This window comes from Cellvibrio japonicus Ueda107, from assembly GCF_000019225.1.
GTDB lineage: Bacteria > Pseudomonadota > Gammaproteobacteria > Pseudomonadales > Cellvibrionaceae > Cellvibrio > Cellvibrio japonicus.
Genome location: NC_010995.1, coordinates 2,218,342 through 2,242,423, shown reverse-complemented (window position 1 = coordinate 2,242,423; position 24,082 = coordinate 2,218,342). Strand labels below are relative to the sequence as shown.

The 24,082-nt window shown below is 50.8% G+C and carries 17 protein-coding genes and 2 tRNA genes; 17 read left to right on the top strand and 2 right to left on the bottom strand.

From position 1 onward, the window contains the following. Positions 1–18: 18 nt before the first annotated feature. The 6 genes from flgL to fliD all read left to right on the top strand — a co-directional run bounded on the left by flgL (position 19) and on the right by fliD (position 9,635). Entirely contained in the window at positions 19–1,608 is a 1,590-nt protein-coding gene (gene flgL, locus CJA_RS09365) for a flagellar hook-associated protein FlgL (RefSeq protein WP_012487536.1), read from the top strand. A gap of 172 nt (positions 1,609–1,780) precedes the next feature. Then, positions 1,781–2,107, top strand: coding sequence for a flagellar protein FliT (locus tag CJA_RS09360; RefSeq protein ID WP_041551399.1), 327 nt, complete (start codon positions 1,781–1,783; stop codon positions 2,105–2,107). 216 nt (positions 2,108–2,323) lie between these two features. Beyond that, positions 2,324–4,420, top strand: coding sequence for a flagellin N-terminal helical domain-containing protein (locus CJA_RS19860; protein WP_012487534.1), 2,097 nt, complete (start codon positions 2,324–2,326; stop codon positions 4,418–4,420). A 61-nt stretch (positions 4,421–4,481) separates the two neighbouring features. Then, positions 4,482–4,889, top strand: a complete 408-nt coding sequence (locus CJA_RS09350) for a flagellar protein FlaG (protein ID WP_012487533.1) — start codon at positions 4,482–4,484, stop codon at positions 4,887–4,889. Between the two features lie 444 nt (positions 4,890–5,333). Then, a complete protein-coding gene (locus CJA_RS19855; protein WP_012487532.1) occupies positions 5,334–7,361 on the top strand; it encodes a flagellin N-terminal helical domain-containing protein in 2,028 nt (675 codons plus the stop codon). Between the two features lie 219 nt (positions 7,362–7,580). After that, the gene (fliD, locus tag CJA_RS09340; protein WP_012487531.1) at positions 7,581–9,635 is read left to right on the top strand and encodes a flagellar filament capping protein FliD; all 2,055 of its coding nucleotides are present in this window, start codon (positions 7,581–7,583) and stop codon (positions 9,633–9,635) included. Between the two features lie 229 nt (positions 9,636–9,864). Here the strand turns inward: fliD and CJA_RS09335 are convergent. Both CJA_RS09335 and CJA_RS09330 read right to left on the bottom strand, forming a co-directional pair. After that, positions 9,865–9,941 (bottom strand) — tRNA-Asp (locus tag CJA_RS09335). Positions 9,942–9,980: 39 nt separating this feature from the next. After that, positions 9,981–10,056 (bottom strand) — tRNA-Val (locus tag CJA_RS09330). A gap of 10 nt (positions 10,057–10,066) precedes the next feature. Here CJA_RS09330 and CJA_RS19050 point away from each other — a divergent pair. The 11 genes from CJA_RS19050 to CJA_RS09275 all read left to right on the top strand — a co-directional run bounded on the left by CJA_RS19050 (position 10,067) and on the right by CJA_RS09275 (position 24,082). Continuing rightward, complete coding sequence (locus CJA_RS19050; RefSeq protein WP_012487530.1) at positions 10,067–10,849, top strand: cytochrome c-type biogenesis protein; 783 nt, start codon at positions 10,067–10,069, stop codon at positions 10,847–10,849. Beyond that, the gene (gene ccmI, locus CJA_RS09320) at positions 10,849–12,141 is read left to right on the top strand and encodes a c-type cytochrome biogenesis protein CcmI (RefSeq protein ID WP_012487529.1); all 1,293 of its coding nucleotides are present in this window, start codon (positions 10,849–10,851) and stop codon (positions 12,139–12,141) included. The genes CJA_RS19050 and ccmI overlap by 1 nt, the downstream gene beginning before the upstream one ends. A gap of 362 nt (positions 12,142–12,503) precedes the next feature. Beyond that, positions 12,504–16,013, top strand: coding sequence for a chromosome segregation protein SMC (gene smc, locus CJA_RS09315; RefSeq protein ID WP_012487528.1), 3,510 nt, complete (start codon positions 12,504–12,506; stop codon positions 16,011–16,013). A 26-nt stretch (positions 16,014–16,039) separates the two neighbouring features. Beyond that, positions 16,040–17,215 carry a cell division protein ZipA gene (gene zipA / locus CJA_RS09310; RefSeq protein WP_012487527.1) on the top strand — a complete coding sequence of 392 codons (1,176 nt, stop codon included), beginning with the start codon at positions 16,040–16,042 and terminating at the stop codon, positions 17,213–17,215. Between the two features lie 73 nt (positions 17,216–17,288). After that, a complete protein-coding gene (gene ligA, locus CJA_RS09305; RefSeq protein WP_012487526.1) occupies positions 17,289–19,331 on the top strand; it encodes an NAD-dependent DNA ligase LigA in 2,043 nt (680 codons plus the stop codon). After that, the gene (locus tag CJA_RS09300; protein ID WP_012487525.1) at positions 19,328–19,948 is read left to right on the top strand and encodes a transglycosylase SLT domain-containing protein; all 621 of its coding nucleotides are present in this window, start codon (positions 19,328–19,330) and stop codon (positions 19,946–19,948) included. The genes ligA and CJA_RS09300 overlap by 4 nt, the downstream gene beginning before the upstream one ends. Before the next feature lie 18 nt (positions 19,949–19,966). Next, positions 19,967–20,392 carry a hypothetical protein gene (locus CJA_RS09295; protein WP_012487524.1) on the top strand — a complete coding sequence of 142 codons (426 nt, stop codon included), beginning with the start codon at positions 19,967–19,969 and terminating at the stop codon, positions 20,390–20,392. 19 nt (positions 20,393–20,411) lie between these two features. Next, positions 20,412–21,383 carry a porphobilinogen synthase gene (gene hemB / locus CJA_RS09290; protein WP_012487523.1) on the top strand — a complete coding sequence of 324 codons (972 nt, stop codon included), beginning with the start codon at positions 20,412–20,414 and terminating at the stop codon, positions 21,381–21,383. 23 nt (positions 21,384–21,406) lie between these two features. Next, a complete protein-coding gene (locus CJA_RS09285) occupies positions 21,407–21,766 on the top strand; it encodes a DUF3012 domain-containing protein (RefSeq protein ID WP_041551397.1) in 360 nt (119 codons plus the stop codon). Positions 21,767–21,794: 28 nt separating this feature from the next. Continuing rightward, the gene (locus CJA_RS09280; protein WP_041552189.1) at positions 21,795–23,321 is read left to right on the top strand and encodes a Wadjet anti-phage system protein JetA family protein; all 1,527 of its coding nucleotides are present in this window, start codon (positions 21,795–21,797) and stop codon (positions 23,319–23,321) included. Beyond that, the gene (locus tag CJA_RS09275; protein ID WP_012487520.1) at positions 23,318–24,082 is read left to right on the top strand and encodes a DUF4194 domain-containing protein; all 765 of its coding nucleotides are present in this window, start codon (positions 23,318–23,320) and stop codon (positions 24,080–24,082) included. Before CJA_RS09280 ends, CJA_RS09275 begins: the two co-directional genes overlap by 4 nt.

Below are 24,082 nucleotides of genomic sequence, written 5' to 3'. Positions count from 1 at the left end.
ATTAAACGGAGCCTAGTCATGCGCGTATCCACTTCGCAAATCTACAACATCGCCACCTTGGGCATCAGCCAGGCGCAATCGTCGGTCACCAAAATCCAGGAGCAGATGGCCACGGGGAAAAAAGTGCTATCGCCCGCCGATGATCCGGTGGCGGCGACGACGATTTTGCAGCTTAACCAGGAATTGGCGCGCACTGAGCAATATAAAAAAAATATTGATATCGCTGAAAATAATTTAAATCTTGAAGAGTCCAGTCTCCAGACGATTGTCAGCCTGGTTCAACGTATGCGCCAGATTGCTGTCTCTGCAGGTAATACCGCCGTTCTGACACAGGCAGACTATGCGGCCTATGCCGCTGAAGTTGAAGCACGCATGGATGAATTGCTCAATTTACAAAATACCCGCAATGCATCCGGTCAATATATTTTTGCGGGTTACCAGAGTTCGACCAAGCCTTTTACCAGCGATGGCGGCGGCAATTTTTCCTACCTGGGTGATGAAGGCCAGCTGCGTTTGCAAGCGTCCGCATCCGTCAGTGTTCCGGTAAGCGATTCCGGCAAAAAATTGTTTGTCGATGTACCCAGCGGACACAACACCTTCACAACATCTGCCAGCACCGCTAACAAAGCGCTGCCTCCTGCAATGATCAGCGTAGGCGAAGTTATTGATCAGGAAGCCTTTGACCGTTTGTATCCCGATGATCTGGTGATCAGCTTTAACCGTACAGGGCTTGGTGTCGTTTTTAGTGTGACGGAAAAAACATCCGGCAAGCAGCTTATTACTAACCAGACTTATATCGCCGGCCAGGATATTGAAGTGGCTGGTGCGCGATTCCGTATTGTTGGCAATCCCTACTCGGGTGAGCCGGCTGTTCCTGCAACCCTGAATTTTGGCTCTGGTGCGAGTTTTCCTGTCGATTTTTCGGCAGCGCCAACAACCCTCACCGTGACCGTGGGGGCTCGCACAGAGACGCTGTTGCTGGATGCGAATGTGAACAGCGCGGCGGATATGGCCGCCTTACTCAACAGTACCACGGGAACCCCTAGCAACCAGGCGAAGTTGGCTGCATTGGGGGTCACCCTGACACCCACAGGTTTTACTGTGGCTAATGGCCTGAATATCACGGTTTCCGGTGGCAATCCCGATACAGATGCCGCCTTGGGCTTTCCAAGCCAGGGGATGGGAAGTGCGTCTACCAATGGCGTAACCGCAGTTAATGGCGATAGTTTTTTTGTGGAATCTACCGACAAACAAGGTTTGTTGACGACCTTGTCGCGCTTTGCCCAGGCAATGCGCGAGGTAAAAGATAGCCCTGAGAGCAAGGAAAAATTGGCGGAGCTGGTGGCTAAAACCCTGACCAACCTGGAGAGTGCCATTACTAACCTGGCTGCGGTTCAGGGCGACGTGGGGGCTCGCCTGAATACCCTGGAAAGTTCACGGGATCTGAACCTGGATGTTACCCTGACCACCAAAACGGTGCTTTCCAGTTTGCAGGACCTTGACTATGCCGAAGCGTCAATCCAGCTTTCCATGCAATCCTTTGTATTGAGTGCCGCCCAGCAGAGCTTTGTTAAGGTAAGCCAGTTATCCCTGTTCTCTTATTTCTAAACCTGGCTGAAGCGAATTCCAATTGGGCAGGGATGACCTGATCACTTGGCGTGGGCCAGGATATTTTCCTCGCTACAACAATCTTTTTGCTAGGCTTGCCCACACAGGTTCAATGTGTGATAAAAATCGCAATGATCCTATCTGCCAACTCTATCCGCTAAGAGCGCTGCCTATGAATACCGATACATTGCTGGCCCCATTGGAGCGTGCACTGAGCCAGTCCCAAGCCCTGTTATCCCTTGCCCGGGCGGATGATTGGGAATCCTTCGAGACGCTGGTACAGCAACGCCAACAGGGTTTGCTGAGTATCCAGGATACCGAATACCTGCAATCACTGGCGGCAGCGGAATTGGGCCAGCGCGCTGCAGCCCTGGTGCGTGAGATCCAGACTATTAATGAACAACTGGCCAACTTGGCGGAGACACGTAAAACAAAATTGGTGTCGGATTTGCGGCAGGCTGGTCATGCAGCAAAGGCTATTGATGCCTATGGTCGATAATTTGACGAAAACAGATTTTTTATAACTTTTTGTTTATTAAATTGGTTTCTCATAGCGTAAGATTTTCAAAACCTGCCTAAAAATCCCCTAAAGCTACTCCCGGATGTGTCGATAACCTGTTCAGAAGTGCTGATAAAGCAGTTGCCCTCAGACTTCATCAACCGACTAGTTTGAGCAGTTATTCCTGCACACAGACATTAATCCAGGAGATTCATCATGGCTTTAGTCATTAACACAAACGTTGCCTCTCTGAATGCTCAGCGTCAGTTGATGAGTTCAGGCAACGCGCTTGACCGTGCAACCGAGCGTTTGTCATCCGGTGCGCGTATTAACTCCGCCAAAGACGACGCTGCCGGTTTGGCAATTTCCAACCGTATGACCTCACAGGTGCGCGGCCTTGACCAGGCGATTCGTAACGCCAACGACGGTGTATCGCTGATCCAGACCGCTGAAGGTGCGCTGTCCGAATCCACCAACATCCTGCAACGTATGCGTGAGCTGGCCGTCCAGTCTGCGAACGGTATCTATACCGCCAGCGACCGTGCCACCTTGAACGCTGAGGTGAAGCAACTCGTATCCGAACTGGATCGTATCGCTAAAACCACTTCTTTCAACGGCCAAAACCTGCTCGACGGCAAACTGGGTAACATTGACCTGCAAGTAGGTGCCAGTGCCAACCAAACCATTACCCTGAAAGTCCCTGCAATGGATGCCAAAACCCTGGGTATGGGTTCTACCAGTGTGGATTTGATGGGGGGCGCATCAGACATTGATTCGCTCACTGGTGATCTGGTATTGCGTGAAGGCAGCATTTTGATCAATGGCCAGTCCATTATTAAAGGCACTGATGAGTTTGACGGTGCAGGCACCGGTGCAACCAACAGTGACCAGGCGTTGATTGACCACATTAATAAAAATGTTAATGGTGTTACTGCCTCTACTTATGCTGTCGCAACAGCAACCAGCTCAGGTGACGGTATATTAACGTCCTCTGATTCAGTGACTGTAACCCTTACCAACCTTGATGGTACAACCGCTGCCATTAATATCGGTGGTGGTGTCAATGGAACCAGCAGCCTGCAAGAGCTGGTTGAGAAAATGAATGCAGAAAGTGGTGGCAAGTTCTCTGTTGCTATCGGTGATGATGGCAAAGTGTCCATCTCTGCAGAAAATGTGAGCAGTATTGCGGTTACAGGTGCAACAGCCGCAACTGCGTTGGGGGCTGGTATTACAACAGCTGCCAATGCACGTATTGTGCTTAAGGCAGATAATGGTGATCCAGTTACTGTTACCCGCGGTTCAAATGGCACCCTTGAGCAATTGAATGCCTTTGGATTCCGTGAAAATGATAAAGCTGGCACTGTAGAAGGCTTTGCTGTAGGTAATGGCAACCTGGCTGCAGGCGATTTAAAAATCAATGGCGTGGATATACCTGCCACAACCACAGATCAAACTGTGCCTAATGGTGCTTTGTCCGCTAAAGTTGCGGCTATTAACTCTGTGTCAGATCAGACGGGAGTTTCTGCTACCGCGTTCACTTCTGTGTCTCTGGATTTTGGTTCAGTTGCAGTTACCAGCTTGGCTGGCGGTACTTTTGCGCTTAACGGTGTTGATATTGCCATTACCGCAAACCCCACCAGCCTGGCCGCTGTTGCCAAAGAGTTCAATGACAAGACCAATGAAACCGGCATCACCGCCACTGTTTCCGGGACTCGTATTGTCCTTGAGGGCAATGTAGGAAAAATTTCCTTTGGTACCAGCACAACAGCGACTAATGCGGTTGAAGATGTGCTCACAGACACCAATAACGTTGCCCTGTTAGCGAAAGCCGGTGATGAAAGTAGCGCCGTTGCTGTTGCCGATGGCGATTCGGCAGACGGTGGTATCAAATTAACCAGCAACAACGGCAACCCCATCTCCGTACAGCACAAAGATACCGCTGCGCAAACCAAAACCGGCTTGCTGGATTCCAACATCGCGACTGGCGGCGCCTTTGGTACTGCAATCGCCTCTATCAGCATTGACACCCAGGCCAACGCTCAAAAAGCCATCAAGGTGATCGACAACGCGCTCACGACTATCAGTGATGTGCGTTCTGAGTTGGGTGCGGTTAACAACCGTCTGGACTTTACCGTCTCTAACCTGGCGAATATCTCTGAGAAGACCTCGGCAGCCCGTTCACGTATCACCGATGCTGACTTCGCTGCTGAAACTGCTGCTCTGAGCCGTTCACAAGTGTTGCAACAAGCCGCAACGGCGATGCTGGCCCAGTCCAATGCCCGTCCGCAGCAAGTATTGTCACTGTTGAGATAATCAGGCTAACACCCACCCGGCCCCACAAGGGCAGGGTGGGTTAACAAGTGAGGACTAAGTTATGAACGAAGTCACTAAAATCACTTCGACCCCGGTACAGACCAAGTCTGTGCCGGTTTCGTCGTTGCCTGGCCAGATTCAACTAGCGGGTAGTGGGCAAGGTCAAAAAACCGGCAATCCTTTGCCGCCTGCCGTCGAAGCGGCAAAATCCCGTCCTTTGGAAGGGGTTGATCCGCAGGAGATACAGGAAAAAATTACCGCTGCTGTTGCTCAAATGAATGAATATATTCAATCAACCCAGCGTGACTTGCAATTTACTTATGACCCGGGTTCGGGGGAGACAGTAGTGAAGGTTTTGGATCGCGAAACACAAGAGTTAATTCGTCAAATCCCCGATGAAACTTTTTTGCGAATTGCCCAGCACCTGAGCTCAGAGGAGCCTGTAAGGCTGTTTAGTGCGGAGGCTTAAAGGCCTTATTTATCAATTGGTTATGGTGTTTTTCCTGGTTTGGGTACAACATGTGCCACATAAAAAGAGCAGCATAGACTGCTCTTTTTTTTATCCCAAAATAATTCGATTTTTTTCAAAAAATACCGCTCTATTATCGGTGTAAAACGGATGTGGTCTGCACAGGTTTTTAGTTTGGATTAATCCCTTTTTTGTGTGTTTTCGGCACAGCCTCCAAATCTCCTTCAATTTTCTTGGCACAGTCTGTGCAAAAGTCGACTCAGGCGGCCCGTATAGAAATCCTGTTTGTAACAAACCGGTTTGTTAGCAAATTTCTTACAAGTCTTGCCACGAAGTTCCAATGGTCCGCGATAGCCCGCTGTTCGTCGCTGTTCCTGAACTTCATCAGTCGACTTGTCACAGCAAACGCAACTGTGAACAGGAACAATCATTAGGAGATTCATTATGCCTTTAGTCATTAACACCAATGTCGCTTCCTTGAATTCACAGCGTCAACTGATGAACTCGGGCAGCGCTCTCGACAGAGCCAGTGAGCGTTTGTCTTCCGGCCAACGCATTAATTCTGCCAAAGATGATGCCGCAGGCCTGGCGATTTCCAACCGCATGACATCCCAGATCCGCGGCCTCGACCAGGCAATCCGCAACGCGAATGACGGTGTGTCGCTGATTCAAACCGCAGAAGGTGCTTTGCAGGAAACCACCAACATCCTGCAGCGTATGCGCGAATTATCGATCCAGTCTTCGAACGGTATCTATTCCAATGCAGACCGCGCTACTTTGAATGCTGAGGTCAAGCAATTGATCGAGGAACTGGATCGTATTGCGACCTCAACCTCATTTAACGGGCAAAAATTGTTGGATGGCTCACTGGGCAAAGTGAATTTGCAAGTAGGTGCCGATGCCGGTCAAATTATCACCATGAAAATCCCTGCTATGGATGCGAAAACCCTGGGTATGGGTTTTGTCGGCGTCGATATGCTGGGGGGTGAAATGGATCTGGCAGGTCCTCCTGCCTTGGTATTGAATGAAAATGATGTACTGATCAACGGCCAGTCCATCGTCAAAGCCCTGGAAACCTTTGATGGTGCTTCGGATACCTGGGATGAATTGCTGGGTTATATCAACACCAACGTGCTGGGTGTCGCTGCATCTACCTACGCCCAGGCAACCGGTACGGGTGTTGGCACCGGTGTTCTGGAGAACGGCGATGTCTTTGAAGTGACAATCACCAAACTGGATGGCTCTACCAGCGTCATCCAGGTAACAAATACCCAGAATATGGATGAACTGGTAGAAAAAATTAATGCGGAAAGCGGTGGTTTGTTGAATGCCATGGTGACGGAAAGCGGCCGCTTGAGTATTGCCGCCCAGAATGTACAGTCACTGACAGTTGCAGATACCAGTAATGCCGGCGGTACAGTGGCAGGGGCGTATAATGGTCGCCTGGTGCTGGAGTCCAAACACGGTGATCCCATCACCATTACCCGTGGCTCAACCGGTACCCTGGCACAACTGGATCAATTGGGTTTCCGCGAAAATACCAATGCTGGCCAGGTTGAAGGTGTCGGTATCACGACACCTAACGTTGCCTGGAATGTGGGCGACTTAACGATCAATGGCGTAGTGATTTCCAATAAGGATACCAATAGCCTTGCCGGGAAAATCGCTGCAATAAATGCTGCCCAGGCTGATACAGGTGTTACTGCAGAAGCTTTCTCGGCAACAACCCTGGACTTTGGCAGTGTTGACCTTTCTACGATTACATCCGCGCTGTTGATGAACGGTGAACCGATCAATATTAACGGTGCCACCAGTATTGGCGATATTGTAAATGCATTTAATGCCAAAAAAGATGTTACCGGCATTAGTGCGACCCTGCTGGGAACCCGTGTGGTACTTGAGGGGAATGCCGCGGCGATTACCTTCGGTGTCGATGGTACCAACAATGGCTTGGCGAACTTGAACGCCGCTACTCTGCAAATCCAGTCAGGTACAGGTGCGGCAACCACTATTAGTGCTACGACAGAGACAGTGCCTGGTGGTATCAAACTGACCAGTGTCAACGGAGCTCCAATCAGCATCAGGCTGGGCGCTAACGCTGTACCGGCAACGATTGGTTTGCTTGAGTCAAATGTGACTGCTGAGGGAGCCTTTGGAACCGCTATTGCCTCTATCAGTATCGATACGGTAGCCGGTGCGCAAAAGGCAATCGGTGTGATTGATAAAGCCTTGGCGACCATCAATGATGCTCGCTCGCAGTTGGGTGCGATCAACAACCGATTGGACTTTACCATGTCCAACCTGGCTAATATCTCGGAAAAAACCTCTGCCTCTCGTTCGCGTATCGTGGATGCGGACTTTGCTGCGGAGACTGCAGCATTGAGCCGGGCCCAGGTGCTACAGCAAGCCGCTACTGCGATGCTGGCCCAGGCAAATGCCAGACCTGAACAGGTGTTGTCACTTTTGCGTTAATCGCCCGGTGATCAACAAAAAACCGCAGCTTGACTGCGGTTTTTTGTTCGAGGCCCTGGTTATATTAAAAATGTTTTCCGTGGCTTTTGGTTATAATTTAAGGCGTGTCACCGAATAGTAAGGACTTGTGAAAAAAAAGCGGCAAAATCGGCTAAAGTTTATGCGTGTGCAGCCGCTAAACAATGTGATAAGCGGTAAATCCATGCCTGGGAGGTATCCATGGTAACGACAACCAACAGTACGAATGCAGCGACAGGTTCCAGTATTATCAGTGCCCTGGGCACGGGTTCTGGTATCGATACCAATGCATTAACCAATCAACTGGTTGAAATCAACAAGGCCGCCCAGACCCAGCGTCTTACAACACGTAAAACCCTGCTTGAGACCCAGATTTCCGATTACGGCCTGTTGCGCAGCTCACTGGCCAAGCTGGAAAGTGCAGCAGCGGCATTGGGCAGCTCGGATACCTTTAATGCCAAGGCCGTCTCTCTACCCAGCACCTCCTTGCTCAGCATCACCAAACTGAATGCTTCCGCCAATGCGGGAGATTACCAACTGAAAGTCGAGCAGATTGCCCAGGCCCAATCGTTGAGTTCGGGGACGTTCGCTTCGATGAATGCGCCGATAGGCAAGGGCACCCTCACCATTCGATTGGGTGAGTGGAACGATGACCTTACCAGCTTTGGTGTTGACTCTACGAAAACCGGTGCAGAAATTGTTATTGATGACTCCAATAATTCATTGATGGGGTTGCGCGACGCTATTAACAAAGCCGGTATTGGTGTGAGCGCCAGTATTGTGAGTGATGGTGGCAGTTATAAATTGCTGTTAACGGCGAAATCTGGTGCCAAAAATGAAATTGAAATCTCTGTAGCAGAGGCCGACGGCTCTTCGGGTTTGTCCAGTTTTAGTTTTAATGAGTCCACCCAGAATCTCACTCAACAACAGGGCGGTTTGGACGCAAAAATTCGTGTAAATGGCCTGCTGGTTAGTCGAGAGTCCAACCAGGTTAAGGATGTTGTAGAAGGGCTGGAGTTCGATCTTTTCGCTGCATCTACCACAGAAACGATAACCATCAATATCACCGAGGATAAAACCGTCGCGGAAACTGCTATTCGCGATTTTGTCACAGCTTATAACACCTTTAAAACAGAAGTTGAAAAACTGGTAGGGTTTGATGCCGAGAAAAAAGACTACGGTAGTTTGCGTACTGACCCCTTGGCAAAAAATCTTGTGCAGGGTATCCGCAATATATTGTCATCGTCGGTTGCCGGTCTGAGCGGTGGTTTTACCAACCTTTCGTATCTGGGTATCCGCACAGAGCTGGATGGTTCATTAAAAATTATTGAAAACGAAGGCAATACGGGTTTTCGTGCAGCTATTGATAACAATTTTGATCTGGTGCGTGATTTATTTGTTCCCAAAACCAGTAGTTCAACTGCACAGATTGACATCACCAAATATACGGCTAATACCAAGCCCGGTACCTATGATGTTGTGATCAGCCAGCAGCCATCCAAAGGCAAGCTGACAGGTGATGAACTCCAATTAACTTTTCCTCTGGATACTACCGGAAAAGATTACAGCTTTAAGATGCGTGTCGATGGTATAGAAACCAATTTGATTAGCTTGCCAAGTGACAAGGTATACGCTTCCGGGGCTGAGTTAGCCATGGATCTGCAAAGTCTGATTAACCTTGATTCCAATGTGAAGGAAGCGCGTGCGTCCCTGGCGGTTAGCTATGATGCAGACACTGGGACATTACAATTCATTTCTGATGCTTATGGCTCATCCACCCGTATTGATATTACCGAAGCCAGTGACGACCTGGCGGATTTGGGGTTGAGTGTTGCTACCGGTGTATCAGGTAAAGATGTTGCAGGTACTGTCGGCGGTGTTGCCGCTTTTGGTTACGGCAACGTGCTCTTACCGGCACTGGGTAGTCCGGCAGAAGGTTTGACCATGACGATTGAGCCAGGAACTACTTCGGGTAGTGTCACTTTTTCGCGTGGTTTTTCGGGCACCATGAGCAATCTGATCAATGACTATCTGAAGTCATCTGGTGTTATCAAAGAGCGTGAGGACTCTATTAATAGAGATATCACCAGAGTTGGTAAAGATGAAGAGGCATTAGAGCGTCGTAGTGAAGCCTATAGGGCACGGCTGATGTCACAGTTCCAGGCGATGGAAGCTATTGTGCGCAGTTTGAATTCAACGGGAAGCTTCCTGGATGGCATTTTGGATCGTTTGCCATTCACAGCGAAGAGTAGCTAATTCGTGATGGTTAACCCATGATTTGATGGGATACTGAAAGGCAGATTGCTTAGGCAGTAAACAGAACGAAAAGTAAAGGGAGGCGGAAACGCCTCTTTTTTTATTGTTGCGCGTGAACTCAGTTTAGGATTTTTACCATGTCTGCATAACAAAAAAGCCGAGCTGCGTTCCCGGGTAGGGGGCTTGCTCGGCTTTTTGCAGGTCGTCAGATAAATCAACCTGAATAAAGTGGCGGACCGGACGGGGCTCGAACCCGCGACCTCCGGCGTGACAGGCCGGCATTCTAACCGACTGAACTACCGGTCCGCTGCGTTCAGATTTACGATTTACTTTGTGGGTGAATCGTGGTGGGCGGTACAAGACTCGAACTTGTGACCCATGCCTTGTAAGGGCATTGCTCTACCAACTGAGCTAACCGCCCAAGACCGGGTATGACTACCCGTACCTTGTTGGTGGCGCGTATTCTAATCATCCCCATTCATTGGTCAACCTTTTTTTTACGGGTATTGACAAAAACTGCAATTTTTTCAAAAACCGATGAAAAAACAAACGCTTGCGCACAAGTTTTGAACTTGCAGGGTAATTCTCCCCGGCGCGGGTGCGGAGTTGTTATACTCGCGCAAATTTTCATCCTACTGTGCGAGAAGATCAGCGTGAGCAGAAAAAACTTCTATTCCCGATTTTCCTTCATCTCTCTGGCAAAGGGCTTTCAAGGAGGGCTTGCGCATCTGGCGGGCCTGTTGTTGGCCTGTGTATTTTGGGTGTCACCGTGCCAGGCCTCCATTGAGGTTCGGGAATTTACCAACAATACCGAGCGTCATCGTTACGAAAGTTTTATTGAGGATATGCGTTGTCCCAAGTGCCAGAATCAAAACCTGGCGGGTTCGGACTCGCCCATTGCCAAGGATCTGCGCAATGAACTCTATCTCCAGATTCAGGAGGGGCGCTCTGATAAAGAGATTGTGGATTTCATGGTGGAGCGCTATGGCGACTTCATTCTTTATAAACCTCGTTTAACCCCGGCGACTCTGTTGCTATGGGGACTGCCGCTGGTGCTTTTAGTGGTAGGTGCCGGGGTGTTGGTGATGATTGTTCGTCGTCGCCGCGTACAAACACCTACCGAGACGGGTCTATCCGCTGATGAAGCCGATCGGCTCAACGCCTTGCTCGCGCAAAATCCGCCACCAACTGACTCAAGTAAGGAGTCTCAATAATGCTACTGCTTTGGAGTGTGCTTGCACTGCTGTTGCTGCTTGCCTTGCTATTCCTGTGTTGGCCTTGGTTGCGTTATCGCCACCAGGTTGCCTCTGGCGCTGCCTTGCTAACCCAAGCCCAGGTGGATGAGCGTCTGGCTGAGAATGTTCGCTTGTTTCGTGAGCACATGGCAGAACTTGAAACGCAAAAGGCGGATGGTCGTATCGATGAAGCCCAGTTTAACCAGCTTAAGCTGGAGCAGGAGCGGGCGTTGCTTGAGGATGAGCAGGCGCTTGTACGTATCCAGGCTAAACCCCAAGGGAATAAAAGCAGCTGGGTATTTGGGGGTTTGGCAGCAGTGCTGATCCTGGTTGCCCTGATCGCCTATGACCAGTTGGGTAACCGCGAGGATGTCAGGATTCAGGGCTTGGAACAGGCCAAGCAACAGCAGATAAAGGAGGCCATGCGCACAGGGCAGGCGGCTGATCCGGCAGTTACCCGGGATCTGGTTAAGGCGCTTGAGTCACGCCTTGTGTCTGAGCCTGAAAATATCCAGTATTGGTTTATCCTCGCACGCAATCACATGGAGCTAAACGAATTTGGCAAAGCTGCAGAGGTATACAAACAAGTCCTGGCAAGGGATAAACAATCCGGGATGGTGCTGGCAGAAACGGCTCAGGCTATCTTTTTGCGCGATGGCAACAAAGTGTCTGACGAAGTGGCGGATTTAACGCGCGAGGCATTGGCGCTGGAACCTGATAACAGCATGGCCCTGGGGTTGGCAGGTATTGTTGCATTCAATCGCAATGATTACCTGGATGCCATACGTCACTGGCAGCGCGCAGTCAAAATCATGGGGATGGAATCTGCCGGAGCCCTGTCACTTGAGGCCGGTATTGAACGGGCGCGCACCATGCATCTGCAAAAAGGCGGTGATGCCGCTCTCCTGGAAGAAACCATGACGGGTAAGCAAATAAGCTTCTCTGTTGTTTTGGGGAATGGTGTTCAGCTGTCGCCAGACCAGTGGGTTTATGTATACGTCAGAGCCTGGCAAGGGCCCAAAATGCCTTTGGCAATTACCCGCATCAAAGCAAGTGACCTGCCTCGCCAGGTAACCCTGACAGAGGCCATGTCCATGACGCCTTCCGCAACACTGACCAGTTTTCCACAATTGGAACTTGTGGCCCGGGTATCCCAGGATGGCAGTGCCACGGCAAAACCGGGTGATTGGCAGGGAACCCTTGGCCCCGTGGAGCTTAAGTCTTTGCCATCCAACCTTGAGGTGCGTATAGATCACCAGGTTGCCCAGTAATCTCAAGTGGCAGTGGCAGGGATTGTTGCTGCCTATTTGACCCTTCTGTTTAAAATATAACCCTTCGGGGCCGGTTTTGGTTTTTTGCCGGCCCCGCGGGTGTAAAGCCTGCAACAAATGTGTAGAATCCCGCTTTTATATCGGTTTGCCTCAAGCCGAACCTCTGTAAAAATCATAACGAAATCAACTAGCTAGATCTTATCTCTCAAGTGGTGTCGGCAGCTCCATAGGCAGTCATTAATTATGGGCTTGACGATGTCCAATGCTGCCAGCAGATAGTGTCAGCTTTGGGAAAGGCTAGTAAAACCAGGCGCGGGTGATCAGTGGACACCCGTTTCGAATGAGTAGAGTGAAATGGATCTATGCGGCTAAAGTGCATCAAGCTGGCAGGCTTTAAATCCTTCGTTGATCCAACGACGGTCAACTTTCCCAGCAACCTCTGCGCTGTGGTTGGCCCCAATGGTTGTGGCAAATCCAATATTATCGATGCCGTGCGTTGGGTCATGGGGGAATCATCCGCCAAAAACCTGCGCGGCGAAAACATGACTGACGTTATTTTCAATGGTTCCAGCGGGCGCAAACCGGTTGGTCAGGCCTCTATTGAGCTGGTCTTTGATAACAGTGATGGCACTCTGCTGGGCGAATATGCCAGCTTTACGGAAATCTCTATCAAGCGCAAAGTGACGCGCGATGGTGAAAACTCCTACTACCTGAATGGCACCAAGTGCCGTCGCCGCGATATTACCGACATTTTTCTTGGAACCGGCCTTGGGCCACGCAGTTACGCCATTATTGAGCAGGGCATGATCTCCAAACTGATCGAAGCCAAGCCGGAAGAGCTGCGTGTTTATATAGAAGAGGCGGCGGGCATCTCCAAATACAAGGAGCGTCGCCGCGATACCGAGTCGCGTATGCGTCGCACCCAGGAAAACCTGGAGCGCTTGACTGATATCCGCGAAGAGTTGGAGCGCCAGTTGTCCCGCTTGCAGCGCCAGGCACAGTCGGCTGAAAAATACGCCGAGTACAAACAGGAAGAGCGCTTGTTAAAAGCGCAACTGCAAGCCTTGAAATACCAGCAACTGGATGATCAGGCCAAGGCCAAGCAACTGGGGATTCGCGATCTTGAATTGCGCATGGAAGCTTTTATTACCGACCAGGTTAATAAGGACACCCAAATTGAAAAGTATCGCAGCCAATACACAGAGTTGGGCGATAAGTTTAATGAAGTACAGGGGCGTTACTATTCGATAGGCGCCGATATATCCCGCCTTGAGCAAAGTATCCAGCACGCCAACGAGCGCGCCCGCCAGTTGCAAACTGATCTCGATCAAACCAACCGCGATTGCAAAGAGGCAGAGGAAAGCCTGTTAATCGACGCGCAAAAAGCCGAAGCATGGGAAGCGGAATTACTGGAGCTTGAACCCGAGCTGGAGATGGTGAAAGCCGCGGAAGAAACATCCGGTGAATCCCTGATCGACGCCGAAGAATCCATGCAGCGCTGGCAAAATGATTGGGACAGTTTCAACCAGCGTGCCGCCGAACCGCGCCAGCGTGCCGAAGTGCAGCAATCTCGCATCCAGCACCTGGAGCAAGTGCAACAGCGTCTGTTGCAGCGCATTGAAAAATTGCGTGAAGAGAAAAACAGCCTGCAAAGTGATGGCGAAGATGAGGCTATCGGCCAACTGACAGAACAGCTTGCGGAGCTGGATTTGGTGGCCGATGAAAAACGTGAACAGGTTGAATTGATTGGTGAGCAACTGGATCAACAGCGCAATCGTGTCCAACAGCTACAAGGTGAACTGGATTCATCGCGCGGTAAGTTGCAGACCATGCGCGGTCGCCATGCCTCTTTGGAGGCCCTGCAACAAGCCGCCCTCGGTGAAAAAAATAAAGCTGTTAAAGAATGGCTGGTACAGCAAGGCTTCACTGCCAACGCGCGCCTGGCGGAGACTATTTCCGTAGCCGAGGGCTGGGATAAGGCACTGGAAACCGTGCTGGGTAATGCCCTGCAGGCTGTGTGTGTTGACGGGATTGACGCTAGTGCGGGTTTGCTCGGCGAGCTTACCCAGGGTGAATTGGTGTTATTTGACACCCGACAACGTGCTCTCTCCGATTCAGCAACAAAAGCTCCCTTGCTGGCGGACAAGGTCACTGCCAGCTGGGATGTTCCTGGTTTGTTGGCGGGTATTTATATCGCAGAGGATTTATCAACGGCATTGGCGTTGCGCCGACAACTCTCCGGCCATGAGTCTGTAGTGACTCGCGATGGTATCTGGTTAAGTGCGCACTGGGTGCGCGTGGCACGTGATAGTGATGCCAGTTCCGGTGTTATTGCTCGTCGCCAGGAACTTGAAGAGCTGACGGCGGCCATTGAGGATGCAGAAGCGGCAGTTGCCGACCTCAGTGAACAATTGGAAGGGGCGCGCTCCACTATCAAGACGCTGGAAAACCAGCGTGAACAACTGCGCCGGGACGCTGATGAGCAAAACCGCCGCTATGGTGAATTGCGCTCGCAACTGAGTGCCAGGCAGGTTCGCGTTGAGCAAACCAACATGCGCCGTGAGCGCCTCGATAATGAAATTCGCGAAGCGCGCGAACAAATGGAGCAGGAGGCTGAGCACTTGTCTGAGGCGCGGATGATCCTCAGTGAAGCCATCGATATGATGGAGCAGGATACTGACCAGCGGGAATCCCTGTTACAGCAGCGCGATGATATCCGTGCTGGCCTGGATACCGCCCGCCAGCGTGCACGCCACGATAAAGACAAGGCCCATGAGTTAGCAATGCGTTTCCAGTCTGTGAAAACCCAACTGGACGCTATACGCCTGGGTATTGGCCGGTTGCGTGAACAAACGGCGCGTTTGCAGGAGCGCCGGGAGCAACTGGTGGCATCGATTGCCGATAACCGCGACCCGGTGGAAGAATTTAAGCTGGAGCTGGAGGCTAGCCTTGCCAAGCGCCTGGCTGTTGAAAGCTCACTGGCTGAAGCCCGCCGCGCGTTGGAAACCGTTGAACAGGAGTTGCGTCAATCCGAGCAGGCGCGTCATCGCGCCGAGCAAGAGGTACAGGCAGTGCGTGCCCACCTTGAGCAGGAGCGATTGACAGCGCAAATGTTCGAGGTGCAGCGTGCCGGTATTGCCGAGCAGCTGGCGGAGGAGGAATTGAATCTCGACATCATTTTGGCAGAAATGCCGGACGGTACTGAGATCAAACCGCTGGAAGAAGAATTGGAGGCCATTGCCGGACGTATAGCGCGCCTGGGTCCTATTAACCTTGCCGCTATTGATGAATACAAAACCGAGTCGGAGCGTAAAGGTTATCTGGATGCCCAGAACGCCGATCTGGTGGAGGCATTGGAAACCCTGGAGAATGCGATCAAGCGTATTGACCGTGAGACACGCACGCGCTTTAAGGAAACTTTTGATCAGGTCAACAAAAGTTTGCAGGAGCTTTTCCCCAAAGTCTTTGGCGGAGGACATGCTTATCTGGAGCTGACAGGGGAAGAGCTGCTGGATACCGGGATTGCAATCATGGCTCGCCCGCCGGGTAAGCGTAATAGCACTATCCATCTGCTATCCGGTGGTGAAAAGGCCTTGACGGCTATTGCGCTGGTATTCTCAATCTTCCGTCTCAATCCCGCACCTTTCTGTATGTTGGATGAGGTGGATGCGCCACTGGATGATGCTAACGTAGGGCGCTATGCTCGCATGGTGGAAGAAATGTCCGAACACGTACAGTTCATCTATATTACACACAATAAAAATGCGATGGAGATGGCGCATCAGTTATTAGGGGTTACCATGCACGAACCTGGTGTATCGCGCTTGGTAACGGTAGACGTCGATGAAGCTGCTGAATTGGCAGCGGTCTAACAGAATCACAATTAACGGATGACGCTATGAAAGAGTGGCTAACCCTCATCATCGTTTTGTTGATTATCGTCATTGTTTTTGATGGCTGGCGACGTATGCGCAATGCGCGCTACGGTAAAATTCGCATGTCGCCGTCCATGAAAAAACGCACTAAATCCAAACCGGAAGTGTACGAAGAAGATGAGCCTCGGGAAGAGCCATCCTATACCAGTGAGCTACCTAATGGTGGCGCGCGTGTTGTTGGTCACAGGGATCCATTGGCATCTGCGCCCAGTATCGAGAAAAAAGCAGCGGCTAAATCCTATCTGGAAAAACAACAGCGCCAACCACTGGCACCTGTTGAGCCGCGTCGTCCTTTACGCGAGCCGGAACAGGCCAGACTTAATCTGGGTGAGTCTGTCCCATTGCTCATGGAAGAAATCCCGGACGCAGCATATGGGCGAGATGAAAAACACGAGCGGATTGAGCCTACCATCTCTGCGTCGGCGCCTGCTGCCCGTGAAGATGATTACCCTGCAGATGACTATGATGACCCGCATGGTACCTATGAGGATGAGCATTACGAAGATGAACCTTATGAAGGCGAGGACTATGACGAAGACGATCACGCCTATGAGGATGAGTTGGAATACGATCGCCAGCAAGGTCGCGATGTAGAAGACCACAACCGCGATGATGACGATTATGAATATGACGAAGATGATATTGAGGAAGAGGACCCTCATACCACCCAGGGGGCAGCCAATAAATCCCAATTACACAATGAGCCGGAAGAAGTCCTGATTATTAATATCATGGCTCACAAGGGTGAGATGTTACCTGGCGGTCGCCTGCTGGACGCCGTGCTGAAATGTGGTATGCGCTATGGTGATATGGATATTTTTCATCGCCATTCCGACGGTAAAGGCGAAGGCGCCTTGCTGTTTAGCATGGCAAATATGGTCAAGCCCGGCACCTTTGATCTGGATGCGATGGAAGACTTTGAAACACCGGGAGTCAGTTTATTTATGACCTTGCCCCTGGATGCCGATTCCATGCAATCTTTTGAACTGATGGTTGAGACGGCAAAATCCATTGCAGACGCACTGGATGGTGAATTAAAAGATGAGCAGCGCAGTGTGATGACTCGCCAAACGATTGAACATTGTCGCCAGCGTATCCTCGATTTTGAGCGCCGCCGCCTGTTTCGTCGCCCCCGTTAAGCAAGCAGCCGGCACAAGGAGTGTGCGGCCTGCACAGACATGAATTGTCGCAACATTACTCTGGTTTTTATTCATGTCCAACCTTTCCCTGTTTGATGATGTTTCCGCTGAAATTGCGCAATTGCGCGAGCAGATTCGTTATCACAATTATCGCTACTACGCGCTGGATGAGCCGCAAATCCCCGATGCGGAATACGATCGCTTAATGCAGCGTTTGCGCGAACTGGAAGCGCAATATCCCGCCTCAGTTACCCCTGACTCCCCCACCCAGCGTGTTGGTGCAGCGCCATTAAGTGCATTTCAGACCGTTGAGCACCAAATCCCCATGTTATCCCTGGACAACGCATTTGAGGAGGCCGATGTCATCGCGTTTAACCAGCGGATTCTGGATCGCCTTAAATCCACTGAAAACATCGAATATGCCTGCGAGCTAAAGTTGGATGGCCTGGCGGTTAGCCTGTTGTACCGCGACGGAGTTTTAGTGCGTGGGGCGACCCGTGGCGATGGCAGTAAAGGCGAGGATATTACCCAGAACCTGCGCACCATTGCATCGGTGCCCTTAAAGTTATTGGGGGAGGGATACCCGGCCGTGCTGGAAGTGCGCGGCGAAGTCTATATGCCCAAGGCTGGTTTTAATGCGCTCAATGAAAAAGCCAGGAGTACCGGTGAAAAATTATTTGTGAATCCACGCAATGCCGCTGCAGGTGCACTTCGGCAATTGGATTCACGCATTACTGCCAGTCGACCGCTGGAAATGTGTGCTTATAGTGTTGGCTTGGTCGAGGGCGGTGAATTGCCAGGTACACACACGGGTATTTTGGCAGCACTGAAATCCTGGGGGTTTTTAACCAACAAGGAAACTGCTACGGCAAGCACGATTGCAGATTGCATTGCATTTTATCAATCCATCCAGGCCCGGCGCGACAGCCTTGCTTATGATATTGACGGCATCGTCTTTAAAGTTAACGCGCGTGAGTTACAGGAGAGCCTGGGATTTATTTCCCGCGCCCCGCGTTGGGCAATTGCCTATAAATTCCCCGCCCAGGAGGAAATGACCGTCCTCCAGGATGTGGAGTTTCAGGTAGGACGTACCGGTGCAGTGACACCGGTAGCGCGTTTACAGCCCGTGTTTGTCGGTGGTGTTACTGTCTCCAATGCCACCTTGCATAATCGTGATGAAATCCAGCGCCTGGGGATCATGATCGGCGATACCGTTATTGTCAGGCGTGCCGGGGATGTAATTCCACAGATTGTGCAGGTGGTTGAATCACGTCGCCCCACAGACGCCCGTCCGGTTTTATTTCCCGACCATTGTCCGGTGTGTGGCTCGCCGGTAGAAACCCTTGAAGATGAAGCTATTGCACGCTGTTCCGGTGGGCTGGTGTGCGCCGCCCAGCGCAAAGAGGCCATCAAGCATTTTGCTTCACGCAAAGCACTGGATGTGGAGGGGCTGGGGGACAAGCTGGTTGAGCAGTTAGTGGATACTGGACTGGTTTCAAAGCTCGCTGATATTTATCAGCTGACTGGTGAGCAATTGGCTGCAATGGAACGCATGGGGGAAAAGTCAGCGGATAACCTGTTACAAGCGCTGGAAGCATCCAAGCATACCACCCTGGCAAAATTCATTTATGCCTTGGGCATCCGCGAGATTGGTGAAGCGACAGCACGCAACCTGGCTAATCATTTCGGCAGTCTGGAAAAGTTGGCAGAAGCTGATGAGGAAACCCTGGTCCAGGTTAACGATGTAGGTCCAGTGGGGGCTCATTTTGTTGCTGAGTTTTTTGCGCAGGAGTCCAATCGCCAGGCTGTGGCCGATTTACGCGCGGCGGGTATCCACTGGCAAGACCTGGATGTTTCTACCATCGAGGATTTACCGCTCAAGGGTTTAACCTATGTGTTGACCGGAACCTTGGAGGTTATGTCGCGTGATGACGCCAAGGCGCATCTATTGGCCCTGGGGGCAAAGGTCGCCGGCAGCGTTTCTGCCAAGACCGATTATGTAGTTGCCGGGCCAGGTGCGGGATCAAAATTGCAAAAAGCCCGGGAGTTAAATCTGAATGTTATGGATGAAGAGGCCTTACTCGATCTTTTGCGCAAACATGGGCGATTGGAATGAATAACCAACTAAAAAAGTGGATGTTGCTGGCTATCCTGGTGTGTACAGGGTTGTTAGGTGGCTGTTCAACCCTGCCACCATCCAATCCCAATAACCTATGCGATATCTTTGATGATAAACCCTCCTGGTACAAATACGCCCGTAATGCAGAAAAAAACTGGGGCTCTTCCATCCCGGTTATGATGTCCATCATGTATCAGGAGTCACAATTCAAACATAATGCTAAGCCTGCCAGGCGCAAGATTTTGTGGGTTATCCCCGGGCCTCGCCCGAGCAATGCCTTTGGTTATGCGCAAGCAAAAACGGATACCTGGAACGAATACCAGGATGCCATTGGCAGTCGCTGGGCAAGGCGGGACAGTTTTAAGGATGCGATCGATTTTATCGGATGGTATAACAGGCAGAGCCAGCGTCGCAGCCGCATAGGCTTGAATGATGGATACAGTCTGTACCTGGCTTACCACGAAGGACATGGTGGATTTAATCGCGCTACTTATCAGAAAAAGTCCTGGTTAATCAATACAGCGCGCAATGTGGACTCCCGGGCCAAGCAATATGCTACGCAGCTGCAAGGTTGTGAAGCGCGCTTTAAACGTAGTTGGTGGTGGCCATTTTAACCACAAACAGAGGTGATTATGGATCAAGAATCTATTGTCTACGGCTGTATCAAAGATACTGCCTCGACACTAGCAATTTCCGAACATATTCGGGCCAATCGCGAGGCCATGCTGTCTTTACCTCATGCTGATGAGTGGCCGTTTATCAGCCAGGAAATGTTCGCCATTCCACAACTGGATTCACCCAATAGCAATTACCAAACAGAAGTTATGCACTTTGGTGCATCCTATAAGGCTGTTGAATATGAATGGGATCAATGGATCGCCCAGTTTGAAGCCTTGCTGAGCAAGATGTATTGGGTCTCTGCCACCGTGCATCTGGAAACCGAGTTATCTGGTACGCATACATTTACTTGGGAGACGAAGAGCAGTTATCACCGTCCCGGTTCTGGCGATATGCGTGTTCGTTGTGAGTGGAGCCATGAAGGTGGCCTGCACTTATAAAATTTTGTAGGTTTTTTCTATGTCACTGGTTACACCTGATTTTCGCTTTCGCCGTTTGCGCCGCACCCCGGTATTGCGCGCCCTGGTGCGCGAAACCCAATTGTCGATGAATGACTTTATCCTGCCCATCTTTGTGGAAGAGGGTATAGCCGAACCTGTTCCAATCAAGTCCATGCCAGATGTGTTCCGCTATCCGGAAAGTGAATTGGCAGCAGTTGTCCAGCGCGCCTGGCGAAAAGGGGTGCGCGCTATTATTTTGTTCGGTGTATCAAGCCATAAAGATGAGACAGGGTCAGATACCTGGCATAGCGATGGGTTGATGGCGCGCATGATCCGTATTGCCAAGCAGGCGCAGCCGGAAATGTTGGTGATCAGCGACAACTGTTTCTGTGAATACACCAGCCATGGGCATTGCGGTGTTATCCACGAACAGGATGTGCTCAATGATGAAACATTAGCCAATCTGCAAAAACAGGTTGTGCTTGCAGCTGCGGCCGGTGTGGATATGATTGCCCCGTCCGGCATGATGGATGGCATGATTGCTGCGATTCGCCAGGCACTGGATGAAGCCGGGTTTAACCATATTCCGGTGATGTCCTATTCCACCAAATTTGCCTCCGCATTTTATGGGCCGTTCCGCGATGCGGTTGACAGCAATTTCAAAGGTTCGCGCAGCAGTTATCAAATGGACCCTGCTAACAGCCGCGAGGCATTAGCTGAATCATTGCAGGATGAGGCTGAAGGTGCGGATATTTTGATGGTGAAACCCGGACTGGCCTATCTGGATGTGTTAGCCAATATCCGTGCACATTCCATTCGTCCGCTGGCGGTTTACCAGGTGAGTGGCGAATACGCCATGATCAAGGCTGGCGCCCAGGCAGGTGTGATTGATGAAAAAGCGATTGTGCTGGAAACCATGACAGCATTTAAACGGGCAGGTGCAGATTTAATTATTACCTATTACGCCGAAAAAATGGCCGATTGGTTGTAATCCCTAAAAAGTTGGACGTATCTATGGGCTTTGTTCGTGAGCATAAATGGCTGGTTATTGTGATGCTAGCCAGTGTGTTGGTCATTATTGCCGGATTATTAACGATTAGTTACACCAATAAGCAACAGGCGGCACAAATACAAGAGTTACAGCGTCTGGATCAGATTGCTAAAGAGGCAACGCAAACATTACTCGACACTGCAGCCCATGCTGAAGAACCCATAGAGGATGTTATCCCGCAAGAGTCTGTGGAAAAAGTAAAAGCGATGAATGGCCAGGCGCCGGCGCAAGGCTCGGAAGATTGGTGTCATTGGATGATGGTTAAGGATGCCGATAGCTGGACACTGGAAGAGCAAAGTCTATTTGCCCGGCACTGTATTTGACCTCCTCCGCTATTTTGATGATTCACTGATGTTTTTCTCCGATTCCCGCACGCATTTTTTCAATCCACTCACTGGAAAATACCGGGAGTTGGTGGCCGAATGCCTGCGTTTACTATATCAACGCCTCTATACTGATCTGCGCGATTATGGCCATGCCATGAATCGCGAACAGCTTGTGGATATTTTTAAGGAAGCCATTGCCCGAGCCCCGATCCTGGATATTGATAATGGGGAACTAAACGACGGTGAGGAAGCCACTGAGGGACGCTTTAAAAGCCAGCGAGACCTGGCGATCTTTATCATCAACCGCCTGATTGACAACGGCTGGCTTGAAAAACAAGTGGACGAAACCAGTTTGCAGAGCAGTTATGGTTTCAGTCGTATGGGGCGTTTGTTTACCCAGCCCTTTGCTGATCACCATGCCAATGAATTTCGCACGCGCAATCGCAACACGCGCAATACCCGCAACAGTTTGCAAGCGTTTTATGAACAGGGTGAAATACATGACTTGCTCGATGCTTATGAGTATTCCGAGCGGATTATCAGTGATTTCACCGATGTGATTGCCGAACTGGAAGAGCGCAAGCGCCAGTTGGTACGTGAGGTTGAGTCGCGCCAGCTAATCCAGCAGGCCAGCGATGAGTTTTTCGATTTTATGGAAACGGTATTCAAGCCAGACCTGGAAGTGCGCTTATCTGCTGACAGTGTGGAAAAGTACCGCGACCAAATCGGCGATATCATCACTAAAATTCGCCGCAAGCGAAAATATGGCCAGGGCGATCCTGAAACGGCTGCCAAAGATTGGCGGGCCGTCATGGAAATTCGCCTGCGTAAAGCCTTGCCACAAAAGGTTGTATCTGGGGTATCCCTGTTGGAAACCTTGTTGCAAACAATAGATTCCCGCCTGAAAAATGCTTGCGATATTATGTTGCCTGCCTTGCGTCGCGCCTTAAATACTTTTACCCAGCGCGCTGACATCATTATTCGCCAGTTGAGCTATATCAATAGTCGTGGCCAGGATGACTTGATGGATATTTATCGCTCCCTGGCGCATTTGCCGGTCGAACAGCAGGATGCCGTTTTGTTGCAGCAGGGTGAGGCCATTGCCGGGTTGCACATGGGCTTTATCGACCCTGCGCAAATCCAATTGCGCGCCAGGCGTAACCCCCAGCTTATTCGCTCTACCCTGGAAGAAGAAAAGGCCCTGGATATCGACGCGCAAAAAACCTTGTTTATCCAACAGGCACTGGATCGCGCGTTTATTTTCCAATCCAGCAACCTGCGCGATTATGTCTATCAGGCGCTGCGAGAGCGCGGTGAAATCAGCAGTCGTGAACTGGTGGCTGACAGCATGCAAGCACTGCTGAATCTATCCCATGCGGTTGAGGTTGGCGCTGCGGGTAATTTGTCCTCCCGATACTATTTTCGGGTAGAACAGGAGGATGCCTGGCTGGCAGTGGCTCCGCGTGTACAGGATGGCCAGTATTTTATGCGTCGCGATGAATTCATAATTCGCCTGTTGGACAACCAGGCTTTATCCGAGATTTTCTCATGAGTGATTCCCTGACCCAGGTACTCCAGGCACAACTGGACAAACATAATATATCGCTGGATAACTGGCGCGAGCTTATCCAGCGCTTGCTCGACTATGGTGTACTCTGTCGCGATGATAGCCAGGTAGAAGCTGAGCTCTACGATCGCTTTATCCGTATCCAGGCGACAGTTAATGAATACCTGGGGTTGATCGGCTTGCGTTTCCAGCACGATCCCCATTTTCGTTTTGTTCGCATATTACCGCCGGGTGCGCGTATGCCTGGTATGGATGACGAAAGTGATGAGCCACTCAATGCGGGCTTGCGCAATCGCCTCAACCAGCATGAGGTAGCCCTGGTGTTGGTGTTGCGTGCGGAATATGACAAGGCATTGCGTGAAGGCAGTATTGATGAGCAGGGGGGTGCAACCTTGTCTCTTGAAGCAATTGCCTTGGCAATGAAAAGCCTGTTGCGTCGCAGCTTACCGGAAAACCTGGGGGAGCGTCGTCAAACCTTCCGCCGTTTACGCCAAATGCGTTTAATTCATTTCCTGGCGGAAGCCGATATAGATTCCGCAGAGAGTTGGATCAAAATCCGTCCCTTGATTATCAATCTGGTCAGTAATGAATGGCTGGCACAGATTCGCAGCCATTTGGCAGATTCGATGCTATTACTGGATGACAGTGAAGCCCATAGTGAACCTGACGTGAATGAGGAAGATGACAGGGGCCCAGGAAAGCAATCACCACACTTGTCACGTTCCCTGTTCGCGGTTGATAACTGA

Excerpts from the sequence above, each read along its gene's own strand:
- flgL (WP_012487536.1), top strand. The coding sequence starts at position 19 with ATGCGCGTATCCACTTCGCAAATCTACAACATCGCCACCTTGGGCATC.
- CJA_RS09360 (WP_041551399.1), top strand. The coding sequence starts at position 1,781 with ATGAATACCGATACATTGCTGGCCCCATTGGAGCGTGCACTGAGCCAG.
- CJA_RS19860 (WP_012487534.1), top strand. The coding sequence starts at position 2,324 with ATGGCTTTAGTCATTAACACAAACGTTGCCTCTCTGAATGCTCAGCGT.
- CJA_RS09350 (WP_012487533.1), top strand. The coding sequence starts at position 4,482 with ATGAACGAAGTCACTAAAATCACTTCGACCCCGGTACAGACCAAGTCT.
- CJA_RS19855 (WP_012487532.1), top strand. The coding sequence starts at position 5,334 with ATGCCTTTAGTCATTAACACCAATGTCGCTTCCTTGAATTCACAGCGT.
- fliD (WP_012487531.1), top strand. The coding sequence starts at position 7,581 with ATGGTAACGACAACCAACAGTACGAATGCAGCGACAGGTTCCAGTATT.
- CJA_RS19050 (WP_012487530.1), top strand. The coding sequence starts at position 10,067 with ATGACTACCCGTACCTTGTTGGTGGCGCGTATTCTAATCATCCCCATT.
- ccmI (WP_012487529.1), top strand. The coding sequence starts at position 10,849 with ATGCTACTGCTTTGGAGTGTGCTTGCACTGCTGTTGCTGCTTGCCTTG.
- smc (WP_012487528.1), top strand. The coding sequence starts at position 12,504 with ATGCGGCTAAAGTGCATCAAGCTGGCAGGCTTTAAATCCTTCGTTGAT.
- zipA (WP_012487527.1), top strand. The coding sequence starts at position 16,040 with ATGAAAGAGTGGCTAACCCTCATCATCGTTTTGTTGATTATCGTCATT.
- ligA (WP_012487526.1), top strand. The coding sequence starts at position 17,289 with ATGTCCAACCTTTCCCTGTTTGATGATGTTTCCGCTGAAATTGCGCAA.
- CJA_RS09300 (WP_012487525.1), top strand. The coding sequence starts at position 19,328 with ATGAATAACCAACTAAAAAAGTGGATGTTGCTGGCTATCCTGGTGTGT.
- CJA_RS09295 (WP_012487524.1), top strand. The coding sequence starts at position 19,967 with ATGGATCAAGAATCTATTGTCTACGGCTGTATCAAAGATACTGCCTCG.
- hemB (WP_012487523.1), top strand. The coding sequence starts at position 20,412 with ATGTCACTGGTTACACCTGATTTTCGCTTTCGCCGTTTGCGCCGCACC.
- CJA_RS09285 (WP_041551397.1), top strand. The coding sequence starts at position 21,407 with ATGGGCTTTGTTCGTGAGCATAAATGGCTGGTTATTGTGATGCTAGCC.
- CJA_RS09280 (WP_041552189.1), top strand. The coding sequence starts at position 21,795 with ATGTTTTTCTCCGATTCCCGCACGCATTTTTTCAATCCACTCACTGGA.
- CJA_RS09275 (WP_012487520.1), top strand. The coding sequence starts at position 23,318 with ATGAGTGATTCCCTGACCCAGGTACTCCAGGCACAACTGGACAAACAT.